At 68.9% G+C, this 25,712-nt stretch carries 21 protein-coding genes; 12 read left to right on the top strand and 9 right to left on the bottom strand.

Annotation, left to right across the window (positions count from 1 at the left end; all coding sequences use genetic code 11):
* Positions 1-147: 147 nt before the first annotated feature.
* Positions 148-2,784, bottom strand: coding sequence for a LuxR C-terminal-related transcriptional regulator (locus CDN99_RS25355; RefSeq protein WP_088388062.1), 2,637 nt, complete (start codon positions 2,782-2,784; stop codon positions 148-150).
* A gap of 188 nt (positions 2,785-2,972) precedes the next feature.
* Between CDN99_RS25355 and CDN99_RS25350 the strand changes: the two genes are divergently transcribed.
* The 4 genes from CDN99_RS25350 (at position 2,973) to CDN99_RS25335 (ending at position 9,234) form a co-directional block, all read left to right on the top strand.
* The gene (locus tag CDN99_RS25350; RefSeq protein ID WP_158218962.1) at positions 2,973-5,105 is read left to right on the top strand and encodes a TonB-dependent receptor; all 2,133 of its coding nucleotides are present in this window, start codon (positions 2,973-2,975) and stop codon (positions 5,103-5,105) included.
* A gap of 169 nt (positions 5,106-5,274) precedes the next feature.
* Positions 5,275-6,837 carry a hydantoinase/oxoprolinase family protein gene (locus CDN99_RS25345; protein ID WP_088388058.1) on the top strand — a complete coding sequence of 521 codons (1,563 nt, stop codon included), beginning with the start codon at positions 5,275-5,277 and terminating at the stop codon, positions 6,835-6,837.
* Complete coding sequence (locus CDN99_RS25340) at positions 6,834-7,928, top strand: S-methyl thiohydantoin desulfurase family protein (protein ID WP_088388056.1); 1,095 nt, start codon at positions 6,834-6,836, stop codon at positions 7,926-7,928. Before CDN99_RS25345 ends, CDN99_RS25340 begins: the two co-directional genes overlap by 4 nt.
* Before the next feature lie 67 nt (positions 7,929-7,995).
* The gene (locus CDN99_RS25335; RefSeq protein ID WP_141100986.1) at positions 7,996-9,234 is read left to right on the top strand and encodes a cytosine permease; all 1,239 of its coding nucleotides are present in this window, start codon (positions 7,996-7,998) and stop codon (positions 9,232-9,234) included.
* A gap of 35 nt (positions 9,235-9,269) precedes the next feature.
* Here CDN99_RS25335 and CDN99_RS25330 read toward each other — a convergent pair whose 3' ends face one another.
* The 6 genes from CDN99_RS25330 to CDN99_RS25305 form a co-directional block, all read right to left on the bottom strand.
* Positions 9,270-10,463 carry a CHRD domain-containing protein gene (locus tag CDN99_RS25330; RefSeq protein ID WP_088388052.1) on the bottom strand — a complete coding sequence of 398 codons (1,194 nt, stop codon included), beginning with the start codon at positions 10,461-10,463 and terminating at the stop codon, positions 9,270-9,272.
* Positions 10,464-10,611: 148 nt separating this feature from the next.
* The gene (locus CDN99_RS25325) at positions 10,612-11,340 is read right to left on the bottom strand and encodes an anti-sigma factor (RefSeq protein WP_088388050.1); all 729 of its coding nucleotides are present in this window, start codon (positions 11,338-11,340) and stop codon (positions 10,612-10,614) included.
* Positions 11,337-11,912 (bottom strand): sigma-70 family RNA polymerase sigma factor, encoded by a 576-nt coding sequence (locus CDN99_RS25320; protein WP_088388048.1) that lies wholly within the window; start codon positions 11,910-11,912, stop codon positions 11,337-11,339. Before CDN99_RS25320 ends, CDN99_RS25325 begins: the two co-directional genes overlap by 4 nt.
* 9 nt (positions 11,913-11,921) lie before the next feature.
* On the bottom strand, positions 11,922-13,499 hold the full coding sequence (locus CDN99_RS25315) for a methyl-accepting chemotaxis protein (RefSeq protein WP_088388046.1): 1,578 nt from the start codon (positions 13,497-13,499) through the stop codon (positions 11,922-11,924).
* 203 nt (positions 13,500-13,702) lie between these two features.
* Positions 13,703-14,398: a PEP-CTERM sorting domain-containing protein gene (locus tag CDN99_RS25310; protein WP_088388044.1), complete on the bottom strand. Its 696-nt coding sequence runs from the start codon at positions 14,396-14,398 to the stop codon at positions 13,703-13,705.
* A 146-nt stretch (positions 14,399-14,544) separates the two neighbouring features.
* Positions 14,545-15,129, bottom strand: a complete 585-nt coding sequence (locus tag CDN99_RS25305) for a DUF3455 domain-containing protein (RefSeq protein ID WP_158218961.1) — start codon at positions 15,127-15,129, stop codon at positions 14,545-14,547.
* Between the two features lie 232 nt (positions 15,130-15,361).
* On the opposite strand from CDN99_RS25305, the gene CDN99_RS25300 reads away from it, so the two are divergent.
* The 3 genes from CDN99_RS25300 (at position 15,362) to CDN99_RS25290 (ending at position 18,041) form a co-directional block, all read left to right on the top strand.
* The gene (locus CDN99_RS25300) at positions 15,362-15,853 is read left to right on the top strand and encodes a tetratricopeptide repeat protein (protein WP_238139703.1); all 492 of its coding nucleotides are present in this window, start codon (positions 15,362-15,364) and stop codon (positions 15,851-15,853) included.
* Between the two features lie 77 nt (positions 15,854-15,930).
* On the top strand, positions 15,931-16,872 hold the full coding sequence (locus CDN99_RS25295; RefSeq protein WP_088388039.1) for a Tll0287-like domain-containing protein: 942 nt from the start codon (positions 15,931-15,933) through the stop codon (positions 16,870-16,872).
* Positions 16,869-18,041, top strand: coding sequence for a serine/threonine-protein kinase (locus CDN99_RS25290; protein ID WP_088388037.1), 1,173 nt, complete (start codon positions 16,869-16,871; stop codon positions 18,039-18,041). The genes CDN99_RS25295 and CDN99_RS25290 overlap by 4 nt, the downstream gene beginning before the upstream one ends.
* Positions 18,042-18,071: 30 nt before the next feature.
* Here the strand turns inward: CDN99_RS25290 and ppk2 are convergent, their stop codons facing one another.
* Positions 18,072-19,001 carry a polyphosphate kinase 2 gene (gene ppk2 / locus CDN99_RS25285; RefSeq protein ID WP_088388035.1) on the bottom strand — a complete coding sequence of 310 codons (930 nt, stop codon included), beginning with the start codon at positions 18,999-19,001 and terminating at the stop codon, positions 18,072-18,074.
* A gap of 307 nt (positions 19,002-19,308) precedes the next feature.
* Here ppk2 and CDN99_RS28805 point away from each other — a divergent pair, with 307 nt between their 5' ends.
* The 5 genes from CDN99_RS28805 to CDN99_RS25270 all read left to right on the top strand — a co-directional run bounded on the left by CDN99_RS28805 (position 19,309) and on the right by CDN99_RS25270 (position 24,777).
* Positions 19,309-20,292, top strand: a complete 984-nt coding sequence (locus CDN99_RS28805; RefSeq protein WP_158218960.1) for a hypothetical protein — start codon at positions 19,309-19,311, stop codon at positions 20,290-20,292.
* Complete coding sequence (locus CDN99_RS25280; RefSeq protein ID WP_158218959.1) at positions 20,198-21,472, top strand: RHS repeat domain-containing protein; 1,275 nt, start codon at positions 20,198-20,200, stop codon at positions 21,470-21,472. The genes CDN99_RS28805 and CDN99_RS25280 overlap by 95 nt, the downstream gene beginning before the upstream one ends.
* A 4-nt stretch (positions 21,473-21,476) precedes the next feature.
* Entirely contained in the window at positions 21,477-23,804 is a 2,328-nt protein-coding gene (locus CDN99_RS25275) for an RHS repeat domain-containing protein (RefSeq protein ID WP_158218958.1), read from the top strand.
* Between the two features lie 15 nt (positions 23,805-23,819).
* Positions 23,820-24,212, top strand: coding sequence for a hypothetical protein (locus tag CDN99_RS28480; RefSeq protein ID WP_141100983.1), 393 nt, complete (start codon positions 23,820-23,822; stop codon positions 24,210-24,212).
* Positions 24,213-24,348: 136 nt separating this feature from the next.
* Entirely contained in the window at positions 24,349-24,777 is a 429-nt protein-coding gene (locus CDN99_RS25270; RefSeq protein ID WP_141100982.1) for a hypothetical protein, read from the top strand.
* A gap of 68 nt (positions 24,778-24,845) precedes the next feature.
* Here the strand turns inward: CDN99_RS25270 and CDN99_RS25265 are convergent, their stop codons facing one another.
* Positions 24,846-25,673, bottom strand: coding sequence for an oxidoreductase (locus CDN99_RS25265; protein ID WP_088388027.1), 828 nt, complete (start codon positions 25,671-25,673; stop codon positions 24,846-24,848).
* Positions 25,674-25,712: the final 39 nt, after the last annotated feature.

The raw sequence follows: 25,712 nt of genomic DNA, 5'->3' as shown, positions 1-25,712 counted from the left end.
TCTCACAAGCCAGGGGACTTTGAGTCGGAGCGTTTCATCCAAGGGTAAACGCGAGGTTCGCGGGCTCGCCGCCGTCCGTGCCGCGGGTCAGGCGCTCGGCGTCGCTCAGCCGCGCGGCTGGCGCCGCGCCGTCACCGCATCATCACGTCAGGGCATCACCGCCCGCCGCCGGGCTTCGAGGATCGCCTCCTCCCGGCTGCGCACGTCGAGCTTCGCGAAGATCGACTTGAGGTGGTGCTTGACCGTCTCCGGCGACAGCATCAGGTTCTTCGCGATCTGCTTGGTCGCGTGGTCCTTGGCCAGCTCGCACAACACGTCGAGCTCCCGCGGCGTCAGCAAGGTCGCCACGGCCCCGTGGGCCCGCTCGTGAAAGCGCTGCTCCCACGCCTGGAGCACGCGCGCCGCCCAGGTCGCCTCGGGCGAGCCGGGGGCATCGGCCTGCTGCAGCCAGGTCCGCACCTGCGCCATCAATTCGGCGCCGAAGTCGATGAAGGTCTGGACGACGCCCGCCCGTTGACCAAGCGCCAGCGCCCGCCGCAGCGCCGCGTCGTCCTGCGTGGACCGCGCCAGCATCAGCGCCGCGCACAGCGCGGTGATCCGATGCCCGCTGCCTTGGGCGAGCGTCTCCAGGGCATGCCCCACCGCTTCGGCCCGCGCCGCCTGCCCGGTCAGCAGGCGCTGGCAGAAGACGGCCCGCGCCGTCACCTCCACCAGCACCCAGGGCAACGCGAACGGCTCCTGCGCGAGGTCCCACAGCGCGTCGAGCTTGATGCGCTCCGCCATCGCGCGCATGCCGTCCAGATCCCCGAGCCGCCCCAGCAGCTCGACCTGCGCGGCCCCCGCCATCGCGTCCAGTTGCGGCAGGTTCTCCTCGAAGGCCAGCTCGCGCGCCTCCTGGAGCAGCGCCAGGGCGCGGTCCGTGTGGCCCAGCGCGAATTCGCAGAACGCGGCCTCGACGAAGCTGCCGCTCAGGATTTCGAAGAGCCGCATCGGCGAGGCCGGGATCTCGTCGAAGTGCTCGCGCGCCGCCGTCAGCTCGCCGCGCTGGTAGGCCAGGCGGCCGAGCAGGACCTGCACCAGTTGATGCAGCGAGCCTTGCCGGAAGTTGAGGAAGTTCGCGTCCTGCTGCAGCGACAGGCGGATGTGCCGGTCGGCCTTGGCCAGGTCGCCTTGCGCCATCGCCGTGCGCGCGTGATAGAGCGACATCCACTGGCTGTTGCCGCCGTAGGCGCCATGCGCGTACAGCGCCTCCATCTCCCGGACGCGCCGCTCGCAGCGATCGATGGGGCCGTAGCGATGCAGGAAGAAGATCTCGATGGGCACGGTGCAGGCCAGCAGGCGCTCGTCGTCCGCGTCGTGCGCGCGCGCCAGCTGAATGCCCTGGTCCAGCGCGGACCACGGCGAGAAGCGCAGGTGATGCGACGACGCCTGGATCTGCATCGTGCACCGGACGATCTCCAGGTCGAAACGGGCCGGGTCCTCGGGACCGCTGTCGGCGTCGCGAATCTGCCGCTCCAGGCGCTCGAACTCCGGCAGCACGCCGACGGTGCCGCCGTCCAGCACCAGCTGCATCATCTGGATCAGGCGCAGCCGAGGCCGGCGCCGGATCACCACGTCGGGCAACTGCTCCAGGATGAGCCGCAGGCGGACCGCGCCCTCGGTCGCGACGAGCCGGAAGGCGCCGGCCTCCTCGATCAGGTCGGCGCCCAGGTCGAGGCGGCCGCCGGCCACCGCGTGGGCCACCGCCTCGTGCAGCTCGCCGCGGCTTGCCAGGTGACGGGCGGCGCGCAGATGCAACGCCGCCGCGCGGCCCGGCGAGCTCGACTCCAGCGAGTCCGTCAGGTAGTCGCGCAGCAGCGGATGGAGCCGCGCGGACCAGTTGTCCTCGTCCACGATCACCACCGGCCGGATGCGCGCCAGCTGGCGGATCAGGGCCTGGCTGTCATCGCGCTCGCGCAGGGCGTTGGCCGACGCCACGTCCACCCGCTCCAGCGGCGAGACGTCGCTCAGAAACTCCACCAGCGGCGCGGGCAGCGTCGCCAGCACTTCGTTGGCCAGGTAGTCGAAGATTTGCCGCCGCGGGATCTTGATCGCCTCGCGGCCCAGCGCGGGCGGCATCGCCCCGCCGTCGGCGCGCAACCGGGCGAGTTGCAGCGCGAAGGGCCATCCGTCCGCGTAGGCCGACATCTGCGCCGCGTCCTGCTCGGACAGCGCGCCGCCGAGCAGGCGCTTGGCCTCGTCGAGGTTGAAGCGCAGCGACTCGGCGTCGACCAGCCGCAGCTTGCCGGCCAGTTGCAGCCGCGTCAGCTGATGGTGCGGCATCTCGCGGCTGGCCAGCACGATGCGAAGCCCGGCTGGCGCCACGCGGGCCAGTTGCTCCACCAGCCCGTCGACCTCGGGACCGGACGCGCGCTCGAAGTCGTCGATGCACAGCAGCAGCGGCTCGCTCAAGGCCGCGAGGCGATCCAGCAGCGCCGCCTCCGCCCCGGCCGGGCCCGGATCGCAACGCGCCAGCGCCGCGGCCAGGTTGTCGGCAAACATGGCCGGGTCCTTGTCTCGCTCGTCGCAGTTCAGCCAGGCCACCGGCTGGCCGTTGTCGCGGGTCTGCGCCGCCACCTGCGCCAGCACCGTGGTCTTGCCGAAGCCGGCCGGCGCGCTGAGCAAGGTCAGCCGCGCACCGATCGGGGGCGCGGCCTGCAATTGATCGATCACGCGCTGGCGCCACAGCGCCTCATCGACATCGACGATGGGCTCGAAACGGAGGCTGAGGGAGACGGCCGACATGCGGTGCGATTGTGCTCGCGCGGGTCCCCCGGACACCGCCGCGTTTTCCGGGGCTGGGTTTGCCCCATCACCCGAATCTCACCCGCCCATCCCCCACCGCGTCCATTGTCATGAGGGCCCCTGAAATCGAGACTTGCCACAGCCCACCCCGCCAAGCCGGTCCAACCGGCGACACAGGAGCCTCCCCGATGCGCCGCCCTCCCCGCCCCCTTCCCCTCGTCCTGGCCACCCTCGCCGCGCTGCAGGCCCATGCGCAGCAGCAGCAGCCGCCCGCGCCGGCCGCCGCGGCCAGCGACGCGGGCACCAAGCTCGAGACCGTCGTGGTGAGCTCGCAGCGCCGGCTGGAGCTGTTGCAGGACGTGCCCGTGGCCGTCAAGGCCTTCTCGGCCAAGCAGATCACCAGCATGGGCATCGCCAGCACGCAGGACTTCGTGAACCTGACGCCGAACATGTCCTTCGACAACAGCTTCACCTACGGCAACTCGTTCGTCGTGCTGCGCGGCGTGACGCAGATCAACAACGCGGACTCGCCGGTCGCGGTCGTCGTCGACGGCGTGCCGCAGAACAACCAGAAGCAGCTCAAGATGAATCTGTTCGACATCGAACGGATCGAGGTGCTCAAGGGGCCGCAAGGCGCGCTGTACGGCCGCAACGCCATCGGCGGCGCGATCAACATCGAGACCAAGGCCCCGAGCAACAAGCTGGAGGGTTTTGTCGGCGCGGAACTGGGCAACGGCGGCAAGCGCGAGCTGTCGGGCGGCGTCAGCGGCGCGTTGAAGGAGGACGTGGCGCTGTTCCGCATCGTCGGCCAGACGCTGCATACCAGCGGCCTCCAGGAGAACGCCTACCTCGGCCGCAAGATCGATGGCGTGGACCACGACAACTCGTTGCGGGCCAAGCTGCTGCTGCGCCCGAACAGCGACGTGCAGGTCGACCTGCGCGCCAGCACCGTCGACTTCAAGGCCGGCGCCACCTGGGACTCCATCGTCGCCAGCGGCAAACCCAGCGACATCGCCCTGCCGGTGCAGAACATCCTGGGCAAGACGACGGGTCGCACCGACGACTTCAGCGCCAAGGTCGAGGCCGACCTGGCGCTGGGCACCTTCACCGCCATCACCAGCTATACCCGGCTGCGCGAGGGCTACCGCGGCGACCTCGACTTCAGCAACCCCGTCGCCATGCCCAGCGGCTTCCTGGGCCTGGGTTTCCAGGGGGGCCAGGGGCAGGACCTGAAGGTGCGCATGATCAGCCAGGAACTGCGGCTGACGTCCCGCACCGGCCAGCCGTTGCGCTGGATCGCGGGGGTCTACTACCTGGACACCCGGCGCGACCTGGACACGCGGGCCTTCGTCGACACCGACAGCTCGCTCGGCCAGTTCGACGATCCGGCCAAGCGCATCCTGGAGAACGAGGAATCCAATCGCAACAAGGCTTCGGCGGTGTTCGGCCAGATCGACTACGACCTGCGCAAGGACCTGACGCTGTCCACCGCGCTGCGCTACGACCGCGACCAGCGGCGCCAGACCGACGTGATCCACGGCGGCGTGCGCGAGGCCAGCTACGGCAAGTGGCAGCCCAAGGTGACCTTGACGCACAAGCTCGACCCCGAGGTGCTGGCCTACGGCACGCTCAGCACCGGTTTCCGCTCCGGCGGCTTCAACGCGCCCGGCCAGGCCGATTTCAAGCCCGAGACGCTGACCAACGCCGAGCTGGGCCTGAAGACGACGCTGCTCGACAACCGGCTGCTGCTGAATTCCGCCGTTTTCGCATCCCGTTCGAAGAACTTCCAGTTCTTCTACGTCGACGTGAAGCAGAGCGCGCAGGTGATCTCCAACATCGATCGCGTCGACCTCAAGGGGCTCGACCTGGACTTCCGCTACCTGCCATTCAAGGGGCTGGAGCTCGACGGCGGCGTCGGCATCACCGACAGCACCATCAAGCAGGACAGCGCCGAACCCGGCGCCGTCGGCCACCACACGCCCAAGAACGTGCCGTTCAAGGTGAACCTCGGCATCCAGTACGCCCAGGCGGTGGCGGCCGGCATCGAAGGCTCGATCCGGCTGGACTACGAGCACCGCGACAAGAAGTACTGGCACCCGGACAACGCCAACGTGTCGCCGGCGCTGGACCTGTGGGGCCTGCGCATCGGGCTGCGCGAATCGAGGGACCGCTGGTCCGTCGCGCTGGTCGGCAAGAACCTGGCCAACAAGCGGTACTACGCCGACTACAACGCCGGCAAGTACAGCGGCCTGCCCTACGACCTGGGATCGCTGGCGACGCCGCGCACCTACGGGGTCGAGGCCCGGTGGCGATTCGAGTGACCGACGGGGCGAACCACGCCGCGCACGGTCTCGCGGGCCGGCGCGCCGACGGTCGCGTCGGCGACCCCGCACAGGCACGCACACGGTCGCGGTCACGACCGTGCGAGCGGCCGCGGTCCGCCGACGTGCGGTCGCACCGTGAAGGCATCAACGAGCAAGGGAGCAGCAAATGATTCGAGTCGGCATTGACGTCGGTGGCACCAACACCGACGCCGTCGTCATGCGTGGCCGCGAGGTCCTGTGCGGGTTGAAGACGCCCACGACGGCGGACGTGATCGGCGGCGTCGCCCAGGCGCTGCGGGACGTGGTGGCCGGCGCGGGCGTGGCGCGGACGCAGATCGGCGCGGTGATGATCGGCACGACGCACTTCACCAACGCCCTCGTCGAGCGTCGCAAGCTGAGCCGGGTGGGCGTGTTGCGCCTGGCGTTGCCAGCCACGCGCGGCCTGCCGCCCGGCAGCGACTGGCCGGAGGACTTCCAGGCGGCGGTCGAGATGCACTGGCGCCTGGCCCACGGCGGCTACGAATACGACGGCCGGCCCCTGGGCACGCCGGATCCGGCGGAGATCCTCGGCCATGCGCGGGCCTTCGCCGATCTCGGCCTGAAGGACATCGCCGTCTCCGGCGCCTTCTCCATCCTCAACGACGCGCAGGAAACGGCCGCCGCCGAGTTGATCCGCCAGGTGATCCCGGACGCGCGCCTCACGCTGTCGTCGCAGATCGGCCGGCTCGGTCTGCTCGAACGCGAGAACGCGGCGATCCTGAACGCCTGCCTGGGGCCGCTGGGGTTGGAGGTCATCGCCGCGTTCCGGCAGGCGCTCGCGGAGAGCGGCATCACGGCACCGTTCTACCTGACCCAGAACGACGGCACGCTGATGGCCGCGGAGCAGGCCGCGCGCTTTCCCATCCTGACGGTGGCCTCGGGGCCGACCAACTCGATGCGCGGCGCGGCCTTCCTGTCCGGCGAGAAGAACGCGATCGTCGTCGACATCGGCGGCACCACGTCGGACGTCGGCGTGCTGCAGGGCGGCTTTCCCCGCCAGGCCGGCGTGGCGGTGGAGGTCGGCGGCGTGCGGACCAACTTCCGCATGCCCGATGTCTACAGCATCGGGCTGGGCGGCGGATCGCTGGTCGCGTCGGACTTCGGCAGCCTGGGCCCGCAGAGCGTCGGCTACGCGATCCACAGCAAGGCCCTCGTCTTTGGCGGCGGCACGCTGACGGCCACGGACATTGCCGTCGCCGCGGGCGTGGCCCGCCTGGGCGACCCGACCCGGGTGGCGGACCTGCCCTGGAACGGCGTGCGGACCTGCTACGAGCTGCTGCAGCTGATGGTGTTCAACGCGGTCGAGCGGATGCGGACCTCGGCCGAGCCGCTGCCGGTCATCGTCGTCGGCGGCGGTTCGATCCTGCTGGGCGACGAGCTGCGCGGCCAGCCGGTGACGACACCGCCGCACTTCGGCTGCGCCAACGCGGTCGGCGCCGCGATGGCGCAGGTCAGCGGCGAGGTGGATCGCGTGATGGACCTGGACAAGTTTTCCCGCGAGGAGGCGATCGCCATCGTGCGGGAGGCCGCCGAGACCCGCGCCGTGGCGGCCGGCGCCGCGCGGGACACGCTCGCGGTGATCGACGTGGAGGACGTGCCGCTGGCCTACATCGGCGGCAACGCGACGCGCATCCGGGTGCGCGTCGTCGGTGATCTGAATGAGCAAGCCACGAAGGGAGGCTCGGCATGAGCGTGAACCTGATCGATGTGAAGGACCTGGACGCCATCGCCATCGGCGCGGCGCTGTACGGCACGGGCGGCGGCGGCGATCCCCACATCGGGAAGCTGCTGGCGCAACGCGCGATCCGCGCGCACGGCCCGGCGCGGCTGATCACGCTGGACGAGCTGCGCGACGACGACCTGATCATCTCGGTCGCGATGATCGGCGCGCCGACGGTGATGCTGGAGCGGTTGGCCGAGACCGCGCCCTTGGTCCTCGCGCTGCGCCAGCTGGAGGCGAAGCTGGGCCGCAAGGCGGCGGCGCTGTTCTCGGGCGAGGTGGGCGGCATGAACTCCGTCATCCCGTTCAGCGTCGCCGCCGAGCTGGGGCTGCCGCTGGTCGACGGCGACACGATGGGGCGCGCCTTCCCCAAGCTCGACATGACGCTGTGCGCGCTGCACGGCATCGACGCGGCGCCGCTGGCGCTGGCCGACGAGAAAGGCAACGGGTTGGTGCTCGACACCGTGGACGTGCAAAGCCTGGAGGGCATGGTGCGCGCCCTCACGATGGAGATGGGCGGCTCCTGCTACTCCGCGCTGTACTCGATGACGGTGGCCCAGGCGCGCAAGAGCCTGGTTCTGGGCTCCATCTCGATGACGCAGCGCACCGGCAAGGCGCTCTTCGAAGCGCGGGAGCGGCATCTCGATCCCGTCGCCGAGCTGGTGCGCGTGACCGACGGCCACTGCCTGTTCAAGGGCAAGGTGATCGATCTGCAGCGCACCATCGACGGCCGCTGGAGCAAGGGCCTGGCCCGCATCACCGGCCTGGACGAGCACCGCGGCGAGGACGTCGAGCTGCTCTACCAGAACGAATTCCTGGTCGCGCGCAGCGAGGAGCGGATCCTGGCCAGCACGCCGGACCTGATCTGCACCGTGGACATGGAGACGGGCGAGCCCATCACCGCCGAGCAGGTGCGGTATGGCCTGCGCGTCGCCGTGCTCGGCCTGCCCTGCGTGCCGGAGTGGCGCACGCCGGCCGCCATCGCCCGGGTGGGGCCGCGGGCCTTCGGCTACGACCTGGACTACCGCCCCGTCGAGCAACTGACGATGGACCGGCGCTGAGCGCCCGCCGTTCGTCGTGCCGACTGCCCCGCCTCCCCTCCCTTCTCGTGGGTCTTCCCATCCCGCCATGACCAATCCCCCCGGCTCCTCGACTCCCCTGGTCGGCGCGTGGCGGATCGTGCTGATCCTGCTCGCGGTGATGATCGCCTTGCCGGCCTTCGTGATGGGGGCGGAGATCGGCTTCGCCTTCGGCGCGAGGTCGGGCCTGATCGTCTGCCTGGCCGGCGGCGGCCTGCTCGGTCTGCTGGCCGCGATGACCGGCGCCGCCGGCGCGCTGCGACGCCGCACCACCTACGAGTTGATCGGCGACGCCTTCGGGCGACAGGGCGCCAGGCTCGCCAACGCGGTGCTCGGCGTGAGCGTGCTGGGCTGGTTCGGCGTGATGTCGACCATGCTCGGCCACGCGCTGGCGTCGATGGGCGCGGGGCTGGCGTCGCAACCGCCGTGGGTGCTGTCGCTGGTGGGCTGCGTGCTCGCCACGGCGACGGCGATGGCGGGCTTCCGTGCGCTGAACTGGCTGTCGACGCTCACGACGCCGCTGAAGATCCTGCTGCTGGCCTGGACCTTCGGCGCCGCGATGCGCGACGGCAGCGGTGCCGTCGACCGGCTGTGGAGCCACGTGGCCACCGGCTCGACGTCGCTGGGCAATGGCATCTCGATGGTGGTCGGCGGGCTGATCGTCGGCGCCGTGCTCTCGCCCGACGTGTGCCGCTTCGCCATTTCGCCCCGCCGCGCGGCCTGGGGCGCGGGGCTCGCCTACGGACTGGGTTTCCCGCTGGTGCTGGTGCTCTCGGGCGCGCCCAGCCTGGTCAGCGGCGAGCGGGACATGATCAAGATCATGCTGGCCCTCGGCCTGGGCCTGCCGGCGATGCTGACCGTCGTGCTGACGGCCTGGTCGACGAACACCTTCAACCTCTACGCGGCGACCCTGGTCGGCAAGACCCTGGCGCCGCGGTGGAGCGACGGGCGACTGGCCCTGATCGCCGGCGCCATCGGCACCGCCGCGGGGCTGGGCGGCATCAGCCAGCTGCTGCTGCCCTACCTGCTGTGGCTGAGCATCATGATTCCGCCGATCGCGGGCATCTATCTCGTCAACGTGCGGCTGGGCTCGAGCGCCGCGGCGGATCGCGCCTGGCATTGGGACGCGGTGGCGGCCTGGGCGATCGGCAGCGGCTGGGCCGCGCTCGCGCCGCGCTGGCAGGTGAGCCTGACGCCCGTCGCGGCGCTGGACTCGCTTGCCGTGAGCGCGGCGGTGTACGCGACCCTGCGGCTGGCGCTGCGGCACCGGCGCGCCCTGGCGCAGTGAGCGCGGCGCCGGGCCCGGGTCACGACCGCGCCGGCTTACTTCGCCGGATTCAACTGACCGCGGATCTCGCCGCCCGGGAAGGCGGCGGAATGGGCATTGACGTACATGCCGCTGGTCAGCAGCGCCTGGGCCCCGGGCGCGTCGAGCGCCGTGTTCGCCGCGATCGACCAGATGCCGCTGCCCGGCGTGGTCTCCGCCAGCGGCACGGCGATCGCGCCATTGACGCCCACGGCGCCGCGGTGGATGTGCGCGGCCGTGGCGGTGATGTTGGCGACCGTGAAGCTGCCGGTGATCGTGCGCGTGACGGGGTCGTAGACGACCGTCGCCTGGCCGGTCGCCGCCGACGGCGTCGCCACCACTTCCTGGGAGCCGTCGGCCATCGCCTTCAGCACCCGCCGCCCGATCTGTCCGCGGACCTCACCGCCCGGGAACGCGGCGCTGTGCGCGTTGTAGTACAGGCCGCCCTTGCGCAGCGTGTCCACGTCCGCCGCCGCGAGGACGGTGTTGTCCGGCACCGTGAAGTGACCGTGGCCGCCGTGGTCCGTCAGGTTCAGCAGGATGGGCCCGTTGGATCCCGCCGCGGCGGCGTGAATGTGGGCGGCGGTGGCCGTGATGCCGGTCAGCTCGATGCTGCCGCTGATCGCACGGGTGAGCGGGTTGAGCACCAACAAGCCGGTACCCGAGGCGGTGGTGGCCTTGGGGTCCACCTCCTGCTGGCCGCCGAGCTGCGCGGTGAAGACCTCGCGGCCGATCTGCCCGCGGATCTCGCCGCCGGGGAAGGCGGCGCTGTGCACGTTCACGTAGTACTTGCCCGCGTCCAGGTTGGCCAGTTGATCCGGCGTCAACACGGTGGCGGCGAGCGAGATGTCCTTCGTCGCGGAGATGCTCAGCGCGATCTCGACGGCACCCGCGTCGCCGGCGGCTCCCAGATGGATATGCGCCGCCGTCGGGTCGGTCAGGCCGTCGAGCTTTACCGCGCCGCTCAAGGTCCGGGTGGCGCGGTTGAGGGAGAACGTGGCGGTGCCCGTCGCGCCGCTGGTCGTGGCCGCCGGCGCTTCCTGGTCGCCGGTCAACGTGGCCGTGATCGTTTCCAGCACGACCGCCGCCGGGGGCGGCATGGCCATGCCATAGCCGCCGTCGTACCCACCGTCGCTCCCGCCACAGGCGGACAGGATCAGGGCGGCTGCCGCGGTGCCCAGCAGCGTGCGGCGGTGAAGAAGATCTGACATCGGGTTGCTCTTTTGAAGAATGTGCGAGGCGTTGATCGCCACACATCGACATACGGAGCAACCGGCGAAACGGATACACCCCTGATGGAGACACCCGCCGATCACATCTGCTCAAGATCCGGCGCCGGCGCGCCCCCTGGCCGCGTCCTCACCAGACCTTCACGCAGGCCCCCTGCAACACGTAGGCCGACGGCGACGCCGGCCGCGGCCCGGCGCCCTCCTCGAGGCTGATCGCCAGACGACTCACGTTGGCGAAGAGTTGCTCCGATTCCGCCGGCAAGCCGATCTGCGTCTTGCCCGACGGCGCCACCGTGCCGATCGCCCATGGCTCGCCCGTCTTCGGAATCGCCCAGAGCGTGGCGACGCTGCCCTGCGGGACCGGGATCGGCGCGAGCACCTTGACGGACAGTTGCTTGCCATGCCGCCTGGAGCTCACCACCACCGACGGCTTGTCGCCGGGGCCGGTCAGCACGCCGACGTAGCTCGCGGGCAGCGCCTCGGAGGCGACCTCCAGCCCCAGCGACGACGGCGTCGACTTGACGACCACCACCGCGACCAGCAGGCCCGCCAGGACGCCGCCCGCCGCGCGCGCCCCGAGCCACCGCAGCGCGGCGCCGAGCGTGCGCCGCGCTGCCGCTGGCGATGGGCTGGGGAACAGCCGCTGCTCGATGCCGCGCCAGGTGGACATCGGCGGTGGAATCAGCACCGGCGCCTGTTCCATCACCGCCAAGCGTGCCTCCCACGAGGCCACCGCCGCGGCGATGCGCGGCGATCGCGCGGCCAGCCCCTTGAAGCGGCGGCGGGCCGGCCCCTGGAGCGTGCCCAGCACGTACTCGCGCGCCAGGTGTTCGATCAATTCGGGTCGTTCGTAGTTCATGGCGAGGTCATTCCAGCAGCCTCCAGGCAGGCCTTGAGGCGGTCCAGCCCGCGACGCACCCAGCCCTTGATCGTGCCCAGCGGCGCGTGCATGGCGTCGGCGATCTCGGTGTGGACCATGCCGCGGTAGTAAGCCAGCGCGAGGGCCTGCCGCTGCTGGGCCGACAGCGTCTGCATGCAGGCACCGACGCGAGCCTCGCGCAGGTTCTGCTCCAGCAGCGCCAGCGGCTCGCCCGCCGCGTCGGCCGGCACCGCGAAGGCCTCGTCGTCCAGGTCGATCGCCTGCTGGTCCTCCGGCCGTCGGGAGCGCAGCGCGTCGATGGCCTTGTTCCGGACGATGTTGATCATCCAGGTCATGGGCGCGCCGGCGTCCGGCCGATAGGTCAGCGCGTGATGCCAAATGCTCACGTAGGCCTCCTGCAGGTTTTCTTCGGCGCGTTGCTCATTCCTCAACATACGCAGGGACACGGTGAACAGATGCGCGCTGGTCAGGCGATACACCTGCTCGAAGGCCGCGCGATCGCGCAGCGCCACGCGCGCCATCAATTCGTGAAGATTCTGGTTTGCTTGCATTGCCCGCACTCACTGTCCGCCCAGCGCCGCGTCGGAAAGCTGGAACCAGCTCACGAGCCGGGACAGCTCCGTGGCCTGACGTTTCAGCTCATCGACTCCCGCCGCTCTGTGTTCCACCAGCGCGGCATTCTGCCGCGTGGCCTCGTCCGCGCCGACGACGGCGCCCCCCACCTGCTCGATGCCCACGCGCTGGCCGTCCGACGCCGCGCGGATCCTGTCCACCAGGCCGGACACCTCCTGCACCTGGATCACCAGCTGCTGGATGACGCCGCCGGCGGACGTCGCCAGCCGGGCGCCCGCCTCCGTGCGCGTGCCGCTGCCGGCGATCAGCCCCTTGATCTCGCGGGCCGACTGCGCCGTGCGACCGGCGAGCCGTCGCACCTCGCTCGCGACCACCGCGAAGCCGCGGCCGTGATCGCCCGCGCGCGCCGCCTCGACGGCGGCGTTGAGCGCCAGCAGGTTGGTCTGGAACGCGATCGAATCGATGACGGTGACGATGTCCGAGATCTCCGTCGCGCTGGCCGCGATCGAGGACATGCCCTGCACCACCTCGCCGACCGCGTCGGCCCCGCGTCGCGCGTCGGCGCTCGCGCGCGCGGCGACCGACGCGGCCTCGGTCGCCAGCCGGGAATTGGCCTGGACGACCCGCGTGATCTGCTGCATCGACGAGGAGGCGTCCTCCAGGCTGCAGACCTGCGTGGCGCTGCGCGTGGAGAGCTCGGCGTTGCCGCGCGCCAGCGCCTGCGCATGCGTGGCGATCGCGGCCGAGGCCTTGCGCACCTCGCCGACGATGCCGGACAGCCCGCCCTGCATCGCCACCAGCGAGGCCGCCACGCTGCCCGCCGGCACCGCCGCGGCGAAGCGGGTCCGGCTGAGGTCGCCGCGCGCGATCAGCCCGGCGAAGGCCGCGAGCTCGCCCGGCTCCGCGCCCAGCTGCCTGAGCAGGTCGCGGGCGATGCGGGCGGCGGTGGCCACGCTGGCGCCCACCGCCAGCACGGTGCACCAGCCGATGATGCCCAGCACCCGGTCGGCGGCGGCGCGCGCGTCGGCATCCGCCGCCCGCATCTCCGACTCCTCGTGCTCGATCATCCGGTTGATGGCGCCCAGCCAGGTCGCGAAGCGCGGTTTGAGTTCCGCGAAGATCCGTGCCCGGTCCGCCTCGTCGAAGGCATGGCCGGCGCCGGCGACCTCGACGATGCGCCGCATGGCGGCGACCGCCGGCGCCTCCGCGGCGCGGATGTCCGCATGCAGCGCCCGCACCGTCGCGTCGGCGCCGGCGCGCTGCAGCAGTTGCGCCAGCGCGGCGGACTGGTCCTCGTACCTGCGCGCCAGTTGGTCGATGCCCTGGATCTCGGCCAGGCGCTCGGACTCCCGGGTCGACAGCATCAGGTCGCGCACCGCGATGGCCCGGCCGTAGGCCGATCCGCGGAAGTTGATCGCGATGCGCTGGATCGGCGCATGCAGGTCGCCATTCCTGTGCAGCGCGCCATTGATCTGCTCCACCTGCCAGATGCCGGCGATGACGATCGCCACCATGATGACCAGCACGGCACCAAAGCCGATCCACAAGCGATGCGATACCTTCATAGGACTCCAGACGTTCAAGCGGCCCGAGGGGCGCGGCGCGAGGAATCCTCGGATTCCGGGACCACCGGACGCTGCTCGCCAGACAGCGCCGGACAACGCCAAAAAGGGTCCACCTGTTCGGTGGACCCTCGACATTCATGCGAGGCGCGGGCCTGTGGATGGGCGGATCGACAGGCCGCGCGACCAACCGCTCAACAGACCCCTCAGCGGAAGGTCGGCGCGACGCCCGCCGTCCGCTGGCGCCGCCGCGCGACGAAGGCGCAGGCTGCAAGACCCATGCCGAAGAGCGCGAACGACGAGGGTTCCGGCACCGACGCCACGAAGTTGTCGCTGGTGAACAGCGGCAACTGCGCGATGGAGGCGGCGCCGGTCGGATTGGTGATCCGCGCCAGCACGCTCAGGTCGGCGGTGGGATCGTGGAGGTTGGTGGAGAAGACCAGCCGATTCACGTCCAGCACGCTGTTGTGATAGATGAAGAAGCCGGCGCCGTCGGTGGCGACCTTGCCCGCGATCACGTTGGCGGCGGTGCCGGCCGCGAAGGGCGTGGCCGGATTGCCGTCGTTGTCGGTGTCCTGCAGGACGATGGTGTTGAAGCCGGTCGCGGGGATGCCCGACGACGCGGCGTTCAGGAAGCTCAGGCCGGCGATGCCATAGCTCGCGAACGCGTCGAGGTTGAAGACGAACTTGTCGGTGGCGAGATTGAAGGACGGCAACATCCGCTCATTGCCGGCGAACACCTGCCGGCCCGGCGTCGTCAGGGCCGTGCTGCCCGCGAAGGGATCGGTGTCGAAGGTGATGGTGGCCGCGCTGGCCAGCGACGAGGTCCCGGCCAGCACGGCCAGGGACAGCGACAACACGGCGCGACGAGCGTTGCGCCGACGGTGCGAAGAGTCTTTCATGGGAAATCCTTCAAGAGTTGTTGGAGGGGCTGACGTCCACCCCGAAGCGGACACCGAGTCGACTTACGGCGGCCCGTCGACCGCGGATCCCCCCGGATCGCGGGGGGCGTGAGGGGCGCTGCCCCGGCATGCCGGCGGCGGACGGATCACCCCGGCTTGACGGCGCTCCAGAAGACGTAGTCGGCGCCGTAAGGCACCCGAACCGTGCGGTCGGACGCCAGGCCGGGGCACAACTGGGCCGGCGGCGCCACGCCCCCGACCGTGTTGATGCGCTGCACCGCCTCGACGCCTTCCAGGCCACCGACGCCGGTGCGCGAGCTCACCTTCAGCAGCAGCCAGGGGATGGCGTCCGCGCTGGACGGCTTCCACGACGCGGTCATCTGGCCCACGATCCGCGACCCGTCCTCCAGACTCCAGAACGGGCCCGCGCCGTGGCTTCCTGCCTTCGTTCCACGCGCGTCGAAAAGGGTTGCCTCGGGAGCGCGGAATTTCCATTCCCAGCCACCGCCGTCGCTCTTCACGCATTCATAGATCTGCGCGCCGACCGCGCGCAGCCGCAGCACCGGTCGCAGGTCGGGGGCCGGCCGCAGCATGGCCGGCATGTCCTTGTCGTCGGCCGCCTGGGCGGCCGACGACATCGGGGTGGCGCCGGCGGTGTCGGCGGGCGCCTGCGCCCGGGAGCCATCGAGCAGGGCCAGCAGCGCCAGGGCGGCGATTGCGTTACGCATCATGGGAACGTCCTTGGGGTTGTGTCGGAACGACTTACGGAGCCAGAGTGCGGCTGGATGCACCCCCGCGGAAAAAAAAGCGCGCCGGACCGCCCTGTTACACCTGATGCGCGATCCGGACGCATCCGTCCGGCGGGCTGCTCCGTATGTCTTGCCGTGGACGATCGCGTCGACCGGCCGGCATCCCGCCGGCGGCATGCGATCGCGGCCTCCTGTCACCTCGAAAGGACATCCCGTGAAAAGCAGAACCACCCTCGCATTGGCCCTGGCGCTGGGCGCCTTCTCCATGCAGCTGATGGCCGCGGACATCGCACCGCCGGCCCCGACGCCCGCGGCGGCCAAGGATCCGCTGGCCGCGGCGCGCAAGTCCATCGACGCCCGCCAGTGGGACGCCGCGCTGAAGGAGCTGCGCCGCGTGGACGACCGCGGCAGCGCGGACTGGAACAACCTGATGGGCTACACGCTGCGCAAGAGCTCGACGCCGGATCTGGCCGCGTCCGAGCGCTACTACGACGCCGCCCTGCGCATCGACCCCCACCATCGCAACGCGCTGGAGTACTCGGGCGAGCTCTACCTGATGAAGGGCGAGCTGCCCAAGGCGCAGGCCCGGCTGGCGGCCCTGGCGTCCGAGTGTTCCTCGCGCTGCGAGCAGCATCAGGAGCTGCAGGCCGCGATCGACCGCTACGTGGCCAACGGCAACAAGTACGTGCCGTCCGGCAAGTGGTGATGGGCCCGGGGAGCGACCTCGGCGCGCGAGCCCGTCGCTCCCCGACCCCGCCCTCGACGCAATGACGCGATGACCTCATGAGCCGCATCGACACCGGGAGCCTCGCGTCCTCGCGCGAGGCGTCGTCGCGACGCTGGAACCAGTGGACGCTGCTGTTCAAGTTCAACCTGATCTTCCTCGGGGTGTTCCTGCTCGGCCTGTCCGGCACCGCCGTCGTGGCCTGGCGATGGCTGCAGCACGACGCGCAGGCGCAGGTCGCCGACCGGGCCCGCTTGCTGATGCACAGCGCGAGCGCGGTCAACAGCTACACCGCCGACCACATCCGGCCGCTGCTCGAAGCGCAGTTGCGCGAGCGCTTCGTGCCCGAGTCGGTGCCGGCCTTCTCCGCCCACGAGGTGCTGGCGACGCTGTCCAAGGCCTATCAGGACTACGGCTACAAGGCCGCGATGCTGAACCCGACCAATCCTCGCAACCGCGCGGTGGCCTGGGAGGAGGACGTGATCGCGCAGTTCACCCGCAAGCCCGGCCTGACGGAATTCGTCGGCCGGCGCGAGACCCCCGGCGGCGAGGCGCTCTACATCGCGCGCCCCATCCGGTTGAGCTCCGCGCTGTGCCTGGGCTGCCACACCTCCCCCGAGACGGCGCCCGCCACGCTGGTGGCGCGCTACGGGCCCTCCAACGGCTTCGGCTGGAAGCTCGGCGAGACCTTGGGCGCCGAGGTGGTCACCGTGCCGATGACGCTGCCGCTGAAGCAGGCGTCCGAAGCCTTCTGGGGCGTGCTGGGCGCGCTGACGGCCGCGTTCGCGCTGATGGGCGTGGCGCTCAACGCGATGCTGTGGCTGCTGGTCATCCAGCCGGTGACACGCCTGGCGCAACTGGCCGACCGCGTGTCGCTGGGCGAGAAGGTGCCGCCGTTCGACACCGGCGCGGGCGACGAGATCGGCATGCTGGCGCGGTCCTTCACCCGCATGCGACGCAGCCTGGACAAGGCCATGGACATGCTGGAGCGCGGCGCATGACGCAGGATCGATCGTTGGCCCACCCGCGCCGCATCGGCAAGTACCTGGTGCGGGGCGTGCTCGGGGAAGGCGCGATGGGCATCGTCTACGAGGCCCTGGATCCCGACATCCAGCGCACGGTGGCCATCAAGGTGATCCACCGGCGATTGACCGAGGCGTCGGACGACGGTCCCGGCGTGGCGTCCGCGGGCGCGCGCTTCCGCAACGAGGCGCGCGCGGTGGGCCGCATCGTTCACCCCGGGGTGGTGACGATCCACGACTTCGGCGAAGGGGTCGCGGATGCGGGGCCGTTCTCCTACCTGGTCATGGAGAAGGTGAACGGCGTGGCGCTGGACCAGTGGCTACGCGATCACGAGGTGCCGCCGCTGGCCTGGTCGCTGGCCGTGATGGACCAGTTGCTGGACGCCCTGTCCTGCGCCCATGCGCAAGGGGTCTGGCATCGCGACATCAAGCCCGGCAACCTGCTGGTGACCGACGATGGCCGGATCAAGTTGACCGACTTCGGCATCGCTCGCATCGTCGACCGGCAGTTGACGCAGGCGCTGGCGCTGATCGGCACGCCGGGCTACATGGCGCCGGAGCAGTACCAGGGCGGCCCCGTCGATCAACGGGCCGATCTCTTCGCCTGCGGCGTGCTGCTGTATCGGCTGCTGACCGGACGGGCGCCCTTCAGCGGCACGCCGCAGGCGCTGATGTACCAGGTGCTGCATCAGAATCCGCCGCGTCCCACGGCCTTGCGGCCGGACGTGCTCCCGCCGGTGGTCGACGCGGTGCTGGCCAGGGCGATGGCGCGCAGGCCGGAGAACCGCTTCGCGAGCGCCGCCGAGATGCGCGCGGCGCTTGCCCGGATCGCCCGGGCTGCCCGGCTCGCCACGCGAGCCCCGCCCGACAGGACCGTGGCGGTGCATCGGCCCGACGCACGGGACGTGGCCCGGGCCGTCCCCGCGCCGTCACCGCGGCCGGCGCGAACCGAAGGCCTCCTCGACGCGGCGCGGGTGGCCCGCGTCGAGCTGGCCCTGGCCACGCACATCGGCCCGATCGCCCGGCACTTCGTCAGGCGCGACCTGTCGCGCTGCGACAGCATCGAGGCGCTCGCGCACTCGTTGGCGAGGCACATCGACGCGTTGCCGGCGCGGGATCAGTTCCTGGCGTCCGCGGTGGAGTCCTAGTCGCGGCCCGCGGGCCGGCGCTCGAGGCCGTCAGTACTTCTCCGGCACGAAGCGCTCGGGCGGCACCGGGTGCCGGACGTAGTCGTCATGGCGTTCGCGCTCGGGCAGGCGGACTTCGGTGCGCTGCACCTCGTGGTACGGGAACTGGTCGAGCAAATGCTGGATGCAGTTCAGCCGCGCGCGCTTCTTGTCGTCGGCGGCGACCACCCACCATGGCGCCTCGGCGATGTGGGTGCGCTCCAGCATGACCTCCTTGGCGCGGGTGTAGTCCTCCCAGCGGCGGCGCGACTCCAGGTCCATCGGCGACAGCTTCCACTGCTTGAGCGGGTCGTGGATGCGGCCCAGGAAGCGCAAGTGCTGTTCCTCGTCGCTGATGGAGAACCAGTACTTGATCAGCGTGATGCCGGAGCGCACCAGCATGCGCTCGAACTCGGGCACCGAGCGGAAGAACTCCTCCACGTCGTCGTCGCCGCAGAAGCCCATCACGCGCTCGACGCCGGCGCGGTTGTACCAGCTGCGGTCGAACAGCACCATCTCGCCGGCGGCCGGCAGATGCGGCACGTAGCGCTGGAAGTACCACTGCGTGCGCTCGCGGTCGTTGGGCGCGGGCAGCGCCACCACGCGGCACACGCGCGGGTTCAGGCGCTGGGTGATGCGCTTGATGGCGCCGCCCTTGCCGGCCGCGTCGCGGCCTTCGAAGACGATCACCACCTTTTGGCGCGTGTGCTGGACCCAGTCCTGCAGCTTGACCAGCTCGCGCTGCAGCCGGAACAGGTTCTTGAAGTAGGCATGGCGCTCGTCGTGCGTGCAGTCGGTGCCTTCCTCGTCGAGCGCTCGCAGCGCCTCGTCGACGTGGCGGTCCTCGATCTCGAGTTCCAGCTCCTCGTCATAGCCGTCCTGCAGGTCGCGGCGGATGCGTTCGACGAGATCGTCGTGGTCGGGCTTGGGTGCGGTGGTCATGGGGATGCGTGGATCAGCGGCGTTGGATGGAGGACGGCATGCACGACAGGCCCTGCCCTTGAAAGGATCGGCGGAGCATCGGTCGGGGGGATGACGGTTTCGTGACGCCGGGGATGCCCGTGGCGCCCGAGTGCGCCGAAGCGACCGAGGCGCCCCGATGGCCCGCTCGTACATCACGACACATGAAGCTTGCGAAGAGCGCACCCGAGATCGACGTCCTTCACGGACCCTACCGCTAATATCGCCGCGAATCCAGGGAGGACAACATCGGTGACCGGCGCGAAGACGTCGACCGATCGTTCTGATCATGCGGCACAAGGCCGCAGGCCCCCAGGCGTCGGCAATCGAAGCGGCAGCCAGCCGTCAGGGGGATTTCGTCTTGACCGTCTCTATCTTGAAGGTCGGCGTCGCGATGGCGCTGACGATGACCGGTGTCGCGGCGAAGGCGGAAAGCTGCTGGCGTCCGTGGTTGTTCCGGGACTTCGTGTATCGCGCGCTCGGCGACTTCGGCGCTCACTCCAATGTCGGCGAGCGATGCTTCAAGTCGCCCGCGGAGGCCGGCGCCCAGGTGCGCGCGGAGGCGACCGCGTACATCAGTTCGGTTCGGGAAGGCTCGAACTACACCCTGCAGACGACCGTCACCTGGCAGGGTTGCGGCCCCGGGGCCGACGTGACGCATCCGTTCAACGCGCCGCTGTACTCCTGTACCTATGCGGTGAAGGAACGGACGGTGTTCTACAGCGGCGAGGTGTCCACCATCGACACCAACAGCCGCTTCGTCATCGCCGAGGAGTGCGGGGACTACAACGGCCAGAGCTGGGTCGCGTCGGTCGGCGCCTGCAAGCCCATCAAGACGGTGACGCCGCCGCCCTACTGCGCCCCCAGGGAATCGAATCCGATCCAGCCGCTCGACGGCCGCAAGGTGCAGACCGAGGCGATCCTGAGCTGGGGCCGCGGCCATGCGTTGCGGGCCTCCTACGTGCCGCTGCGCAAGGTGCTGGGGTCGACGCTGGACGGACAAGGCGCCGACTCCTTCGGCAGCGTCTGGTTCAGCAATCTGCACAAGGCCGTGGCCGGTGAATGGGCGGGCGGCACCGGCCAGTTCCAGTACCAGCGCGGCGACGGTGAATGGAAGCGGTTCAACCGCAATGCCCCGCGTGCCACGTCGGTGCTCGAGCACGGGCCCGGACGGCCAGGTGAAGCGGTTCACCTACGAGCAGCCCGGACGCCCACTGCTGCTGACCTCGACGATCGACGAGAACGGCGCGGTCATGGGTGCCTACGGCTATGACGCCGATGGGCGCGCGATCTCGTCGCGCGTCGGCTCCACCGGATCGCCGCTGACGGTGGCGTGGGCGACGCCGCCGAGCTGGAGCTACTCGGAGTCCTACGACGCCGCGGATGGGCTGGTCCACCGCGTCGTCGGACTGCCGGCGCCCTTGACGGCGACCATCACCGATGCCGACGGGCGCCAGCGCCAGTTGACGAGCTCCTCCGTCGACCGCAACACCGACGGCGACGTCGTCCGGCGTGTCGACTTCAACGGCGGGCAGTCGTGCCACGCGTATGTCGCCGGTCGGCACCTGGAGTCTTCCAGGGTCGACGGGTTGGCCGCGGGCGCGGATTGCGCGTCGGTGCTGGCGAGCGGCGCGACGGTGACCGCGCCGGCGCGCAAGGTCAGCAAGGAGTGGCACCCGGATTGGCGCTTGCCCGTCAGGACCGCCGAGCCGCGGCGCATCGTCACTTCCGTCTACAACGGTCAGCCCGATCCCTTCGCCGCCAATGCCATCGCGTCCTGCGCGCCGGCCGGTGCGCTGCTGCCCGACGGCAAGCCCATCGTCGTGCTCTGCAAGCAGGTCGAGCAGGCGACGACCGACGAGACGGGCGCGTCGGGCTTCGGCGCCGTGCCGCAGTCCGGCGTGCCCGCACGCACAGCCAGTTGGACCTACGACGTCACGGGTCAGGTGCTGACGGAAACCGACGCGCGAGGCACGGTCGTGGACACGCGAACGTACTACCCGGATGCCACCACCGATCACGCCAAGGGAGACCTGCAGTCGTCCACGAATGCGGCGGGGCATGCGACGACCTTCACTCGCTACAACGGCCATGGGCTGCCGCTGGAGATGGTGAACGCCAACGGCATCGGCACCACCTATGCCTACGATGCTCGCCAACGCCTGAAGAGCGTGACGACCGTGGGAGAGACCACCGCCTACGACTACTGGCCCACCGGCCTGCTCAAGCGCACGACGCAGGCGGACGGCAGCGCGGTGAGCTACGAATACGACAGCGCGCGTCGCTTGACCGCCATCGCCGATACGCTCGGCAACCGGATCGAATACACGCTGGACAACAGCGGCAACCGGACCAGGGAAGACGTCAAGGACCCCACGGGAACGCTCAAGCGGACGATGAGCCGCGTGTTCGATGCGCTGGGTCGCGCGCAGCAAACGACGGGCAGGGAGTGAGGCCATGAGCATCAAGCGCAAGCACCGCCATTGCTGGACATCGCTCGCGGCGCCGATGGCCGCGCTGGTCTCGATGGCCGCCCATGCGGCACCGCTGCCGCCGCCGCCCGCCTCCCCTGCCCCGGTCGTCGACTACGAGTACGACGCCAAGGGCAATCCGACCAAGGTCATCAAGGCCAAGGGCGTGAGCGGCTTCGGCTTCACGACGGCCAACAGCTATGACCCGCTGGACCGGGTCAAGGCCAGCACCGATGCGCGCAGCGGCGTCACCACGCTGGGTTACGACGGGCAGGACCAGCTCAAGCAGGTCCAGGATCCACGGAATCTCCTGACGGCCTATCAGCGCAACGGTCTGGGTGATCTCACACAGCTCAACAGCCCGGATACCGGCATCGCCAACAGCACGTACGACGCGGCGGGGAACCTGCTCACGCGCACGGACAGCCGCGGCGTGCTGGCGACGCATGCCTATGACGCGCTCAATCGGCTCACGTCGACGGTGTACTCGCAAAGCGGGCAGGCGAGCCTCAACTACACGTGGACCTACGACCAAAGCGGCGGTGACTTCGGGTACGGCGTCGGCCGGCTGACCACGGCCACCGGCACTTCGGGCAACACGAAGTACGGCTACGACGCGCAAGGGCGGGTGATCACCACCATTCAGACCGTCGGCACGATGGTCCACACCACGCGCTTCGGCTACGACAGTGCGGGTCACATCACCCGCATCACCTACCCGTCGGGTCGGGTGCTGACGATCGTCTACGACAACGGCCTGCCGGCGAGCATGAGCCTGGCCAAGGACGCGGCCAGCGCCGCGCAGCCGTTGATCAGCCAGATCCAGTGGGAGCCCTTCGGCGGCGTGCGGAGCTGGCTCATGCACATGACCAGCGGCACGAAGCTGCAGGAGCGGGTGCATGACTCCTATGGCCGACTGGTGCGCTACCCGCTGGGCGGCTACGTCCGCGACCTGACCTATGACGCGGCGGATCGCATCGTCAGCTACACGCATCTCGACGCGGACACGGGCTTGGCCACGGCCGGTGCGCAAGCGCTGAACCAGAGCTTCAGCTACGACGAGCTGGGACGCCTGACGGGCGTGATCACGCCCTCGGCGTCATGGACGATCGGCTACGACGCCAATGGCAATCGCACCGGCGTCACGCTCAACGGCACCGCCCGGAGCTACACCACCGAGACCACGAGCAATCGCCTTTCGCAGATCAGCAATCCCACGCGCAGCTTCGGCTATGACGCGGCGGGAAATACCTTGAGCGACAACGGCAGCGCGTACACCGCGACGTATCGGCTGGACAACCGATTGGGGTCGCTGACCCAGGGCGCCTACACGACGACCTACCGCTATGACGCGGGCGGGCAGCGCGTGCACAAGCAACACAGCGCGGGCATGAGGTACTTCGCCTATGACCTCCAGGGGCAACTGCTCGGGGAGTACTACGCGACCGGGCCGTCCCAGGAGTACGTGTGGCTTGGCGACTTGCCGGTGGCGATGCTCAACGGCGGCACGGCGACCGCGCCGGAGATCCTCTACGCCTACGCCGACCACTTGAACGCGCCGCGTCTGCTGGTGGATCAGAACAACGCCATCCGCTGGCGCTGGATCAGCGAGCCTTTCGGATCGACGGCGGCGGAGACGGCGCCGACTGGCCTCGCGCCGATCGTCTTCAACCTTCGCTTCCCGGGGCAATTCTTCGACAGCGAGTCGGGATTGCATTACAACTACTTCCGGGATTACGACGGGACGACGGGGAGGTATGCGCAGAGTGATCCGATTGGACTGCACGGCGGAATCAACACGTATGCCTATGTGGGAGCAAATCCCACGGACAGTTTCGACCCGCAAGGGCTGCAAGCGAATTGCGTTGCCTCGCCCTTTGGTGTGGTGTGCCAGCGTACGCCGCCTATCTATATTGATCAGGACTATCCACCGGGCGTAGGACCGAATCGGAGTACAGGCACAAGTTCCTCTTCGTCTGCATCATCCACATCAAAAAAGGGCGAATGTGATTGCAGCCACTATCCGTCTAGAACACAGGCATATTTCAATGCTGCGGCAGTCGCCAACATTTCCTCGGATTGGTATATGGTCGACTGGGATGCCTACAATAAACCTCGAACCAGGTCGGCTCAGATTGAATATACAAAGTTCAGGCAGCGTATCGGCAAAGAGCCTTATGGATGGCGAAGCCCTCAAGGTGGTGAACTAGTGGAACATCCAGCAGATGATGATCATCCATGCCCTCACTTTCACGCAAAACCCAATCTGGCGGCAAAGTCGATCCAATTCCCATATGATCCCGCGAAGCCATAACGAAGAGGAAATATCATGACTAATTCACAATGGCAGATTTTCTTGCAGACGTGTCGTCGACATCTGGGAAAGGGAGCTTCACAGCCTTTTCTCAGCGACTCCTGGTGTGCATTCACCACCTATACTTCGCTCCGGCATGGGGTTAATTACTGGAACTGCGGATTTCCTGATGAAGAGGAGGTGTTGGACGACAGAACCGGCGACGGTGGGCTTTGGAGTCAGTCTTTCCTGTTTGCCGACATGGCACACATCGTTGTTCCGGCGGAATTTTACTGGGAGAATTTCGATGGGAGTGACTTCCTCAATGGATATAAGAAGCAAGATATTTTTGGGTTGTCAAATTTGTTGACGACCTCGCAGATTCCGCATCGTGTATCACCTCTCGTGCTTGAGGTGAAACTCTATTAATGGCCTGTTGAACTGGGAGCTCAGGCGGTGTCGATCTATGCCAAAACGTTTCAGCTCCACAGAAAGATGGCTAGTCTTCGCGCTTGACCTCGCTAGACGACAGCGATACGAAGAGGCGCGCAGGGTGCTCCGCAAGGTGTCCAAGCATGAACTCACCTCAACGAATCTGCGTCTTGCTGCGCAGGTAAACACTCGATGCGAGTTGCTGGAACGAGCCGCTGACTGCTGGCTGGAGATAGAGCGGCGCCACGATATGGAACCCGGCGACTACTACATGCTCGGATCATTGCGGATGCGGGAGGCAAAGCTGGAATCAGCGGCGCAATGCTTCGAACACGACATTGCGCTGGCATCGAAGACAGGGACGTATTACTTCCTGGGATCGTCGGCGATCAGGTTGGCCGATTTGATGCTGCGGCTCAACAATCCATCCCGTGCCAAGGAGGTCATGGCTTTGGTGGACGATGAGACCGGCGAATACATCGACGGCGCCGGATTCCGGACGAAGGCAGTGCTGTTGCGCGAAGCGGAAGAGCAGTTGATCCATCGTCCATCGGCCGAGTAACCCAAACCGGTGTACGCGAGCTTTCGTCCCTACTCGCTTCCGCTCCTGGAACTCCAGCGGCCAACTAGTCAGCCCATGCTCTGCGACATCCGCCACAACAGGCGGTCGAGCAGTCGATCAGGTAGCAGCCAGGTCAGAAACACGATCGTCTTGGCGCCGCCGCCGGTTGCATAGCGCGGGCGCGGATTGCGTGCCGCCACTGCCTTGCCGATCGTCCGCGCGACGATGTCGGGCTGAGAGGCCATGCTCGAAGCGTTGGCGCTTCCCAGCATCGCGGCATGGCGTTGCGCATAAGGTCCGTACGGCGTGGCTCCCGATCGCGCAATCAAGCTGTCGCGCGCGATTTCATTCCATTCGGTACGGATGGCGCCGGGCTCGATCACGACCACGCGAATGCCGAATGGTTTGAGTTCCATCCGCATGCAATCGGAGAGCCCCTCCACCGCAAACTTGGTGGCGTGATACCAACTACCGAATGGCTCGCCGAGCTTGCCCCCGACCGAAGTGATATTGACGATCGTTCCAGACGTTTGCGCCCGCATGAGCGGAATGACGAGTTGGCTGAGCCGCGCCAGGCCCATCAAGTTCACTTCGATCTGGCGACGGGCCTCGTCCATCGGCACATCCTCCAGCGAGCCATAGCTGCCATACCCGGCATTGTTGACGAGCACGTCGAGCCGCCCGCCGGCAGCGCGCTCGACTTCCGCCACCGCCGCGACGATCGAGGCGTCGTTCGTGAGGTCGAGCGGAACAAGCGTGACCCCCAAAGCTTCAAGCGACTTCATTCGGTCGAGCCGCCGGGCGGCGGCGAAGACCTTGTATCCGTCGCTGACGAGTTGACGCGCCGTCGCTTCGCCGATCCCCGACGATGCGCCGGTCACGAGAGCAGTTTTCATCACGATTTCTTGACTCCGATTTCATGGATGAGCCAAGCC

Origin of the sequence: Roseateles aquatilis (assembly GCF_002205645.1) — a bacterium.
GTDB lineage: Bacteria > Pseudomonadota > Gammaproteobacteria > Burkholderiales > Burkholderiaceae_C > Roseateles > Roseateles aquatilis.
The sequence above is the reverse complement of the archived record's forward strand: the minus strand, read 5'-3'. Positions and strand labels throughout refer to the sequence as shown.

Bases quoted from the DNA above. Each gene is read 5' to 3' on its own strand.
- CDN99_RS25315 (WP_088388046.1), bottom strand. From the start codon at position 13,499: ATGAAGGTATCGCATCGCTTGTGGATCGGCTTTGGTGCCGTGCTGGTC.
- CDN99_RS25325 (WP_088388050.1), bottom strand. From the start codon at position 11,340: ATGAACTACGAACGACCCGAATTGATCGAACACCTGGCGCGCGAGTAC.
- CDN99_RS25305 (WP_158218961.1), bottom strand. From the start codon at position 15,129: ATGATGCGTAACGCAATCGCCGCCCTGGCGCTGCTGGCCCTGCTCGAT.
- CDN99_RS28805 (WP_158218960.1), top strand. From the start codon at position 19,309: ATGCGGCACAAGGCCGCAGGCCCCCAGGCGTCGGCAATCGAAGCGGCA.
- CDN99_RS25340 (WP_088388056.1), top strand. From the start codon at position 6,834: ATGAGCGTGAACCTGATCGATGTGAAGGACCTGGACGCCATCGCCATC.
- CDN99_RS25310 (WP_088388044.1), bottom strand. From the start codon at position 14,398: ATGAAAGACTCTTCGCACCGTCGGCGCAACGCTCGTCGCGCCGTGTTG.
- CDN99_RS28480 (WP_141100983.1), top strand. From the start codon at position 23,820: ATGACTAATTCACAATGGCAGATTTTCTTGCAGACGTGTCGTCGACAT.
- CDN99_RS25320 (WP_088388048.1), bottom strand. From the start codon at position 11,912: ATGCAAGCAAACCAGAATCTTCACGAATTGATGGCGCGCGTGGCGCTG.
- CDN99_RS25355 (WP_088388062.1), bottom strand. From the start codon at position 2,784: ATGTCGGCCGTCTCCCTCAGCCTCCGTTTCGAGCCCATCGTCGATGTC.
- CDN99_RS25290 (WP_088388037.1), top strand. From the start codon at position 16,869: ATGACGCAGGATCGATCGTTGGCCCACCCGCGCCGCATCGGCAAGTAC.
- ppk2 (WP_088388035.1), bottom strand. From the start codon at position 19,001: ATGACCACCGCACCCAAGCCCGACCACGACGATCTCGTCGAACGCATC.
- CDN99_RS25345 (WP_088388058.1), top strand. From the start codon at position 5,275: ATGATTCGAGTCGGCATTGACGTCGGTGGCACCAACACCGACGCCGTC.
- CDN99_RS25295 (WP_088388039.1), top strand. From the start codon at position 15,931: ATGAGCCGCATCGACACCGGGAGCCTCGCGTCCTCGCGCGAGGCGTCG.
- CDN99_RS25335 (WP_141100986.1), top strand. From the start codon at position 7,996: ATGACCAATCCCCCCGGCTCCTCGACTCCCCTGGTCGGCGCGTGGCGG.
- CDN99_RS25330 (WP_088388052.1), bottom strand. From the start codon at position 10,463: ATGTCAGATCTTCTTCACCGCCGCACGCTGCTGGGCACCGCGGCAGCC.
- CDN99_RS25265 (WP_088388027.1), bottom strand. From the start codon at position 25,673: ATGAAAACTGCTCTCGTGACCGGCGCATCGTCGGGGATCGGCGAAGCG.
- CDN99_RS25275 (WP_158218958.1), top strand. From the start codon at position 21,477: ATGAGCATCAAGCGCAAGCACCGCCATTGCTGGACATCGCTCGCGGCG.
- CDN99_RS25350 (WP_158218962.1), top strand. From the start codon at position 2,973: ATGCGCCGCCCTCCCCGCCCCCTTCCCCTCGTCCTGGCCACCCTCGCC.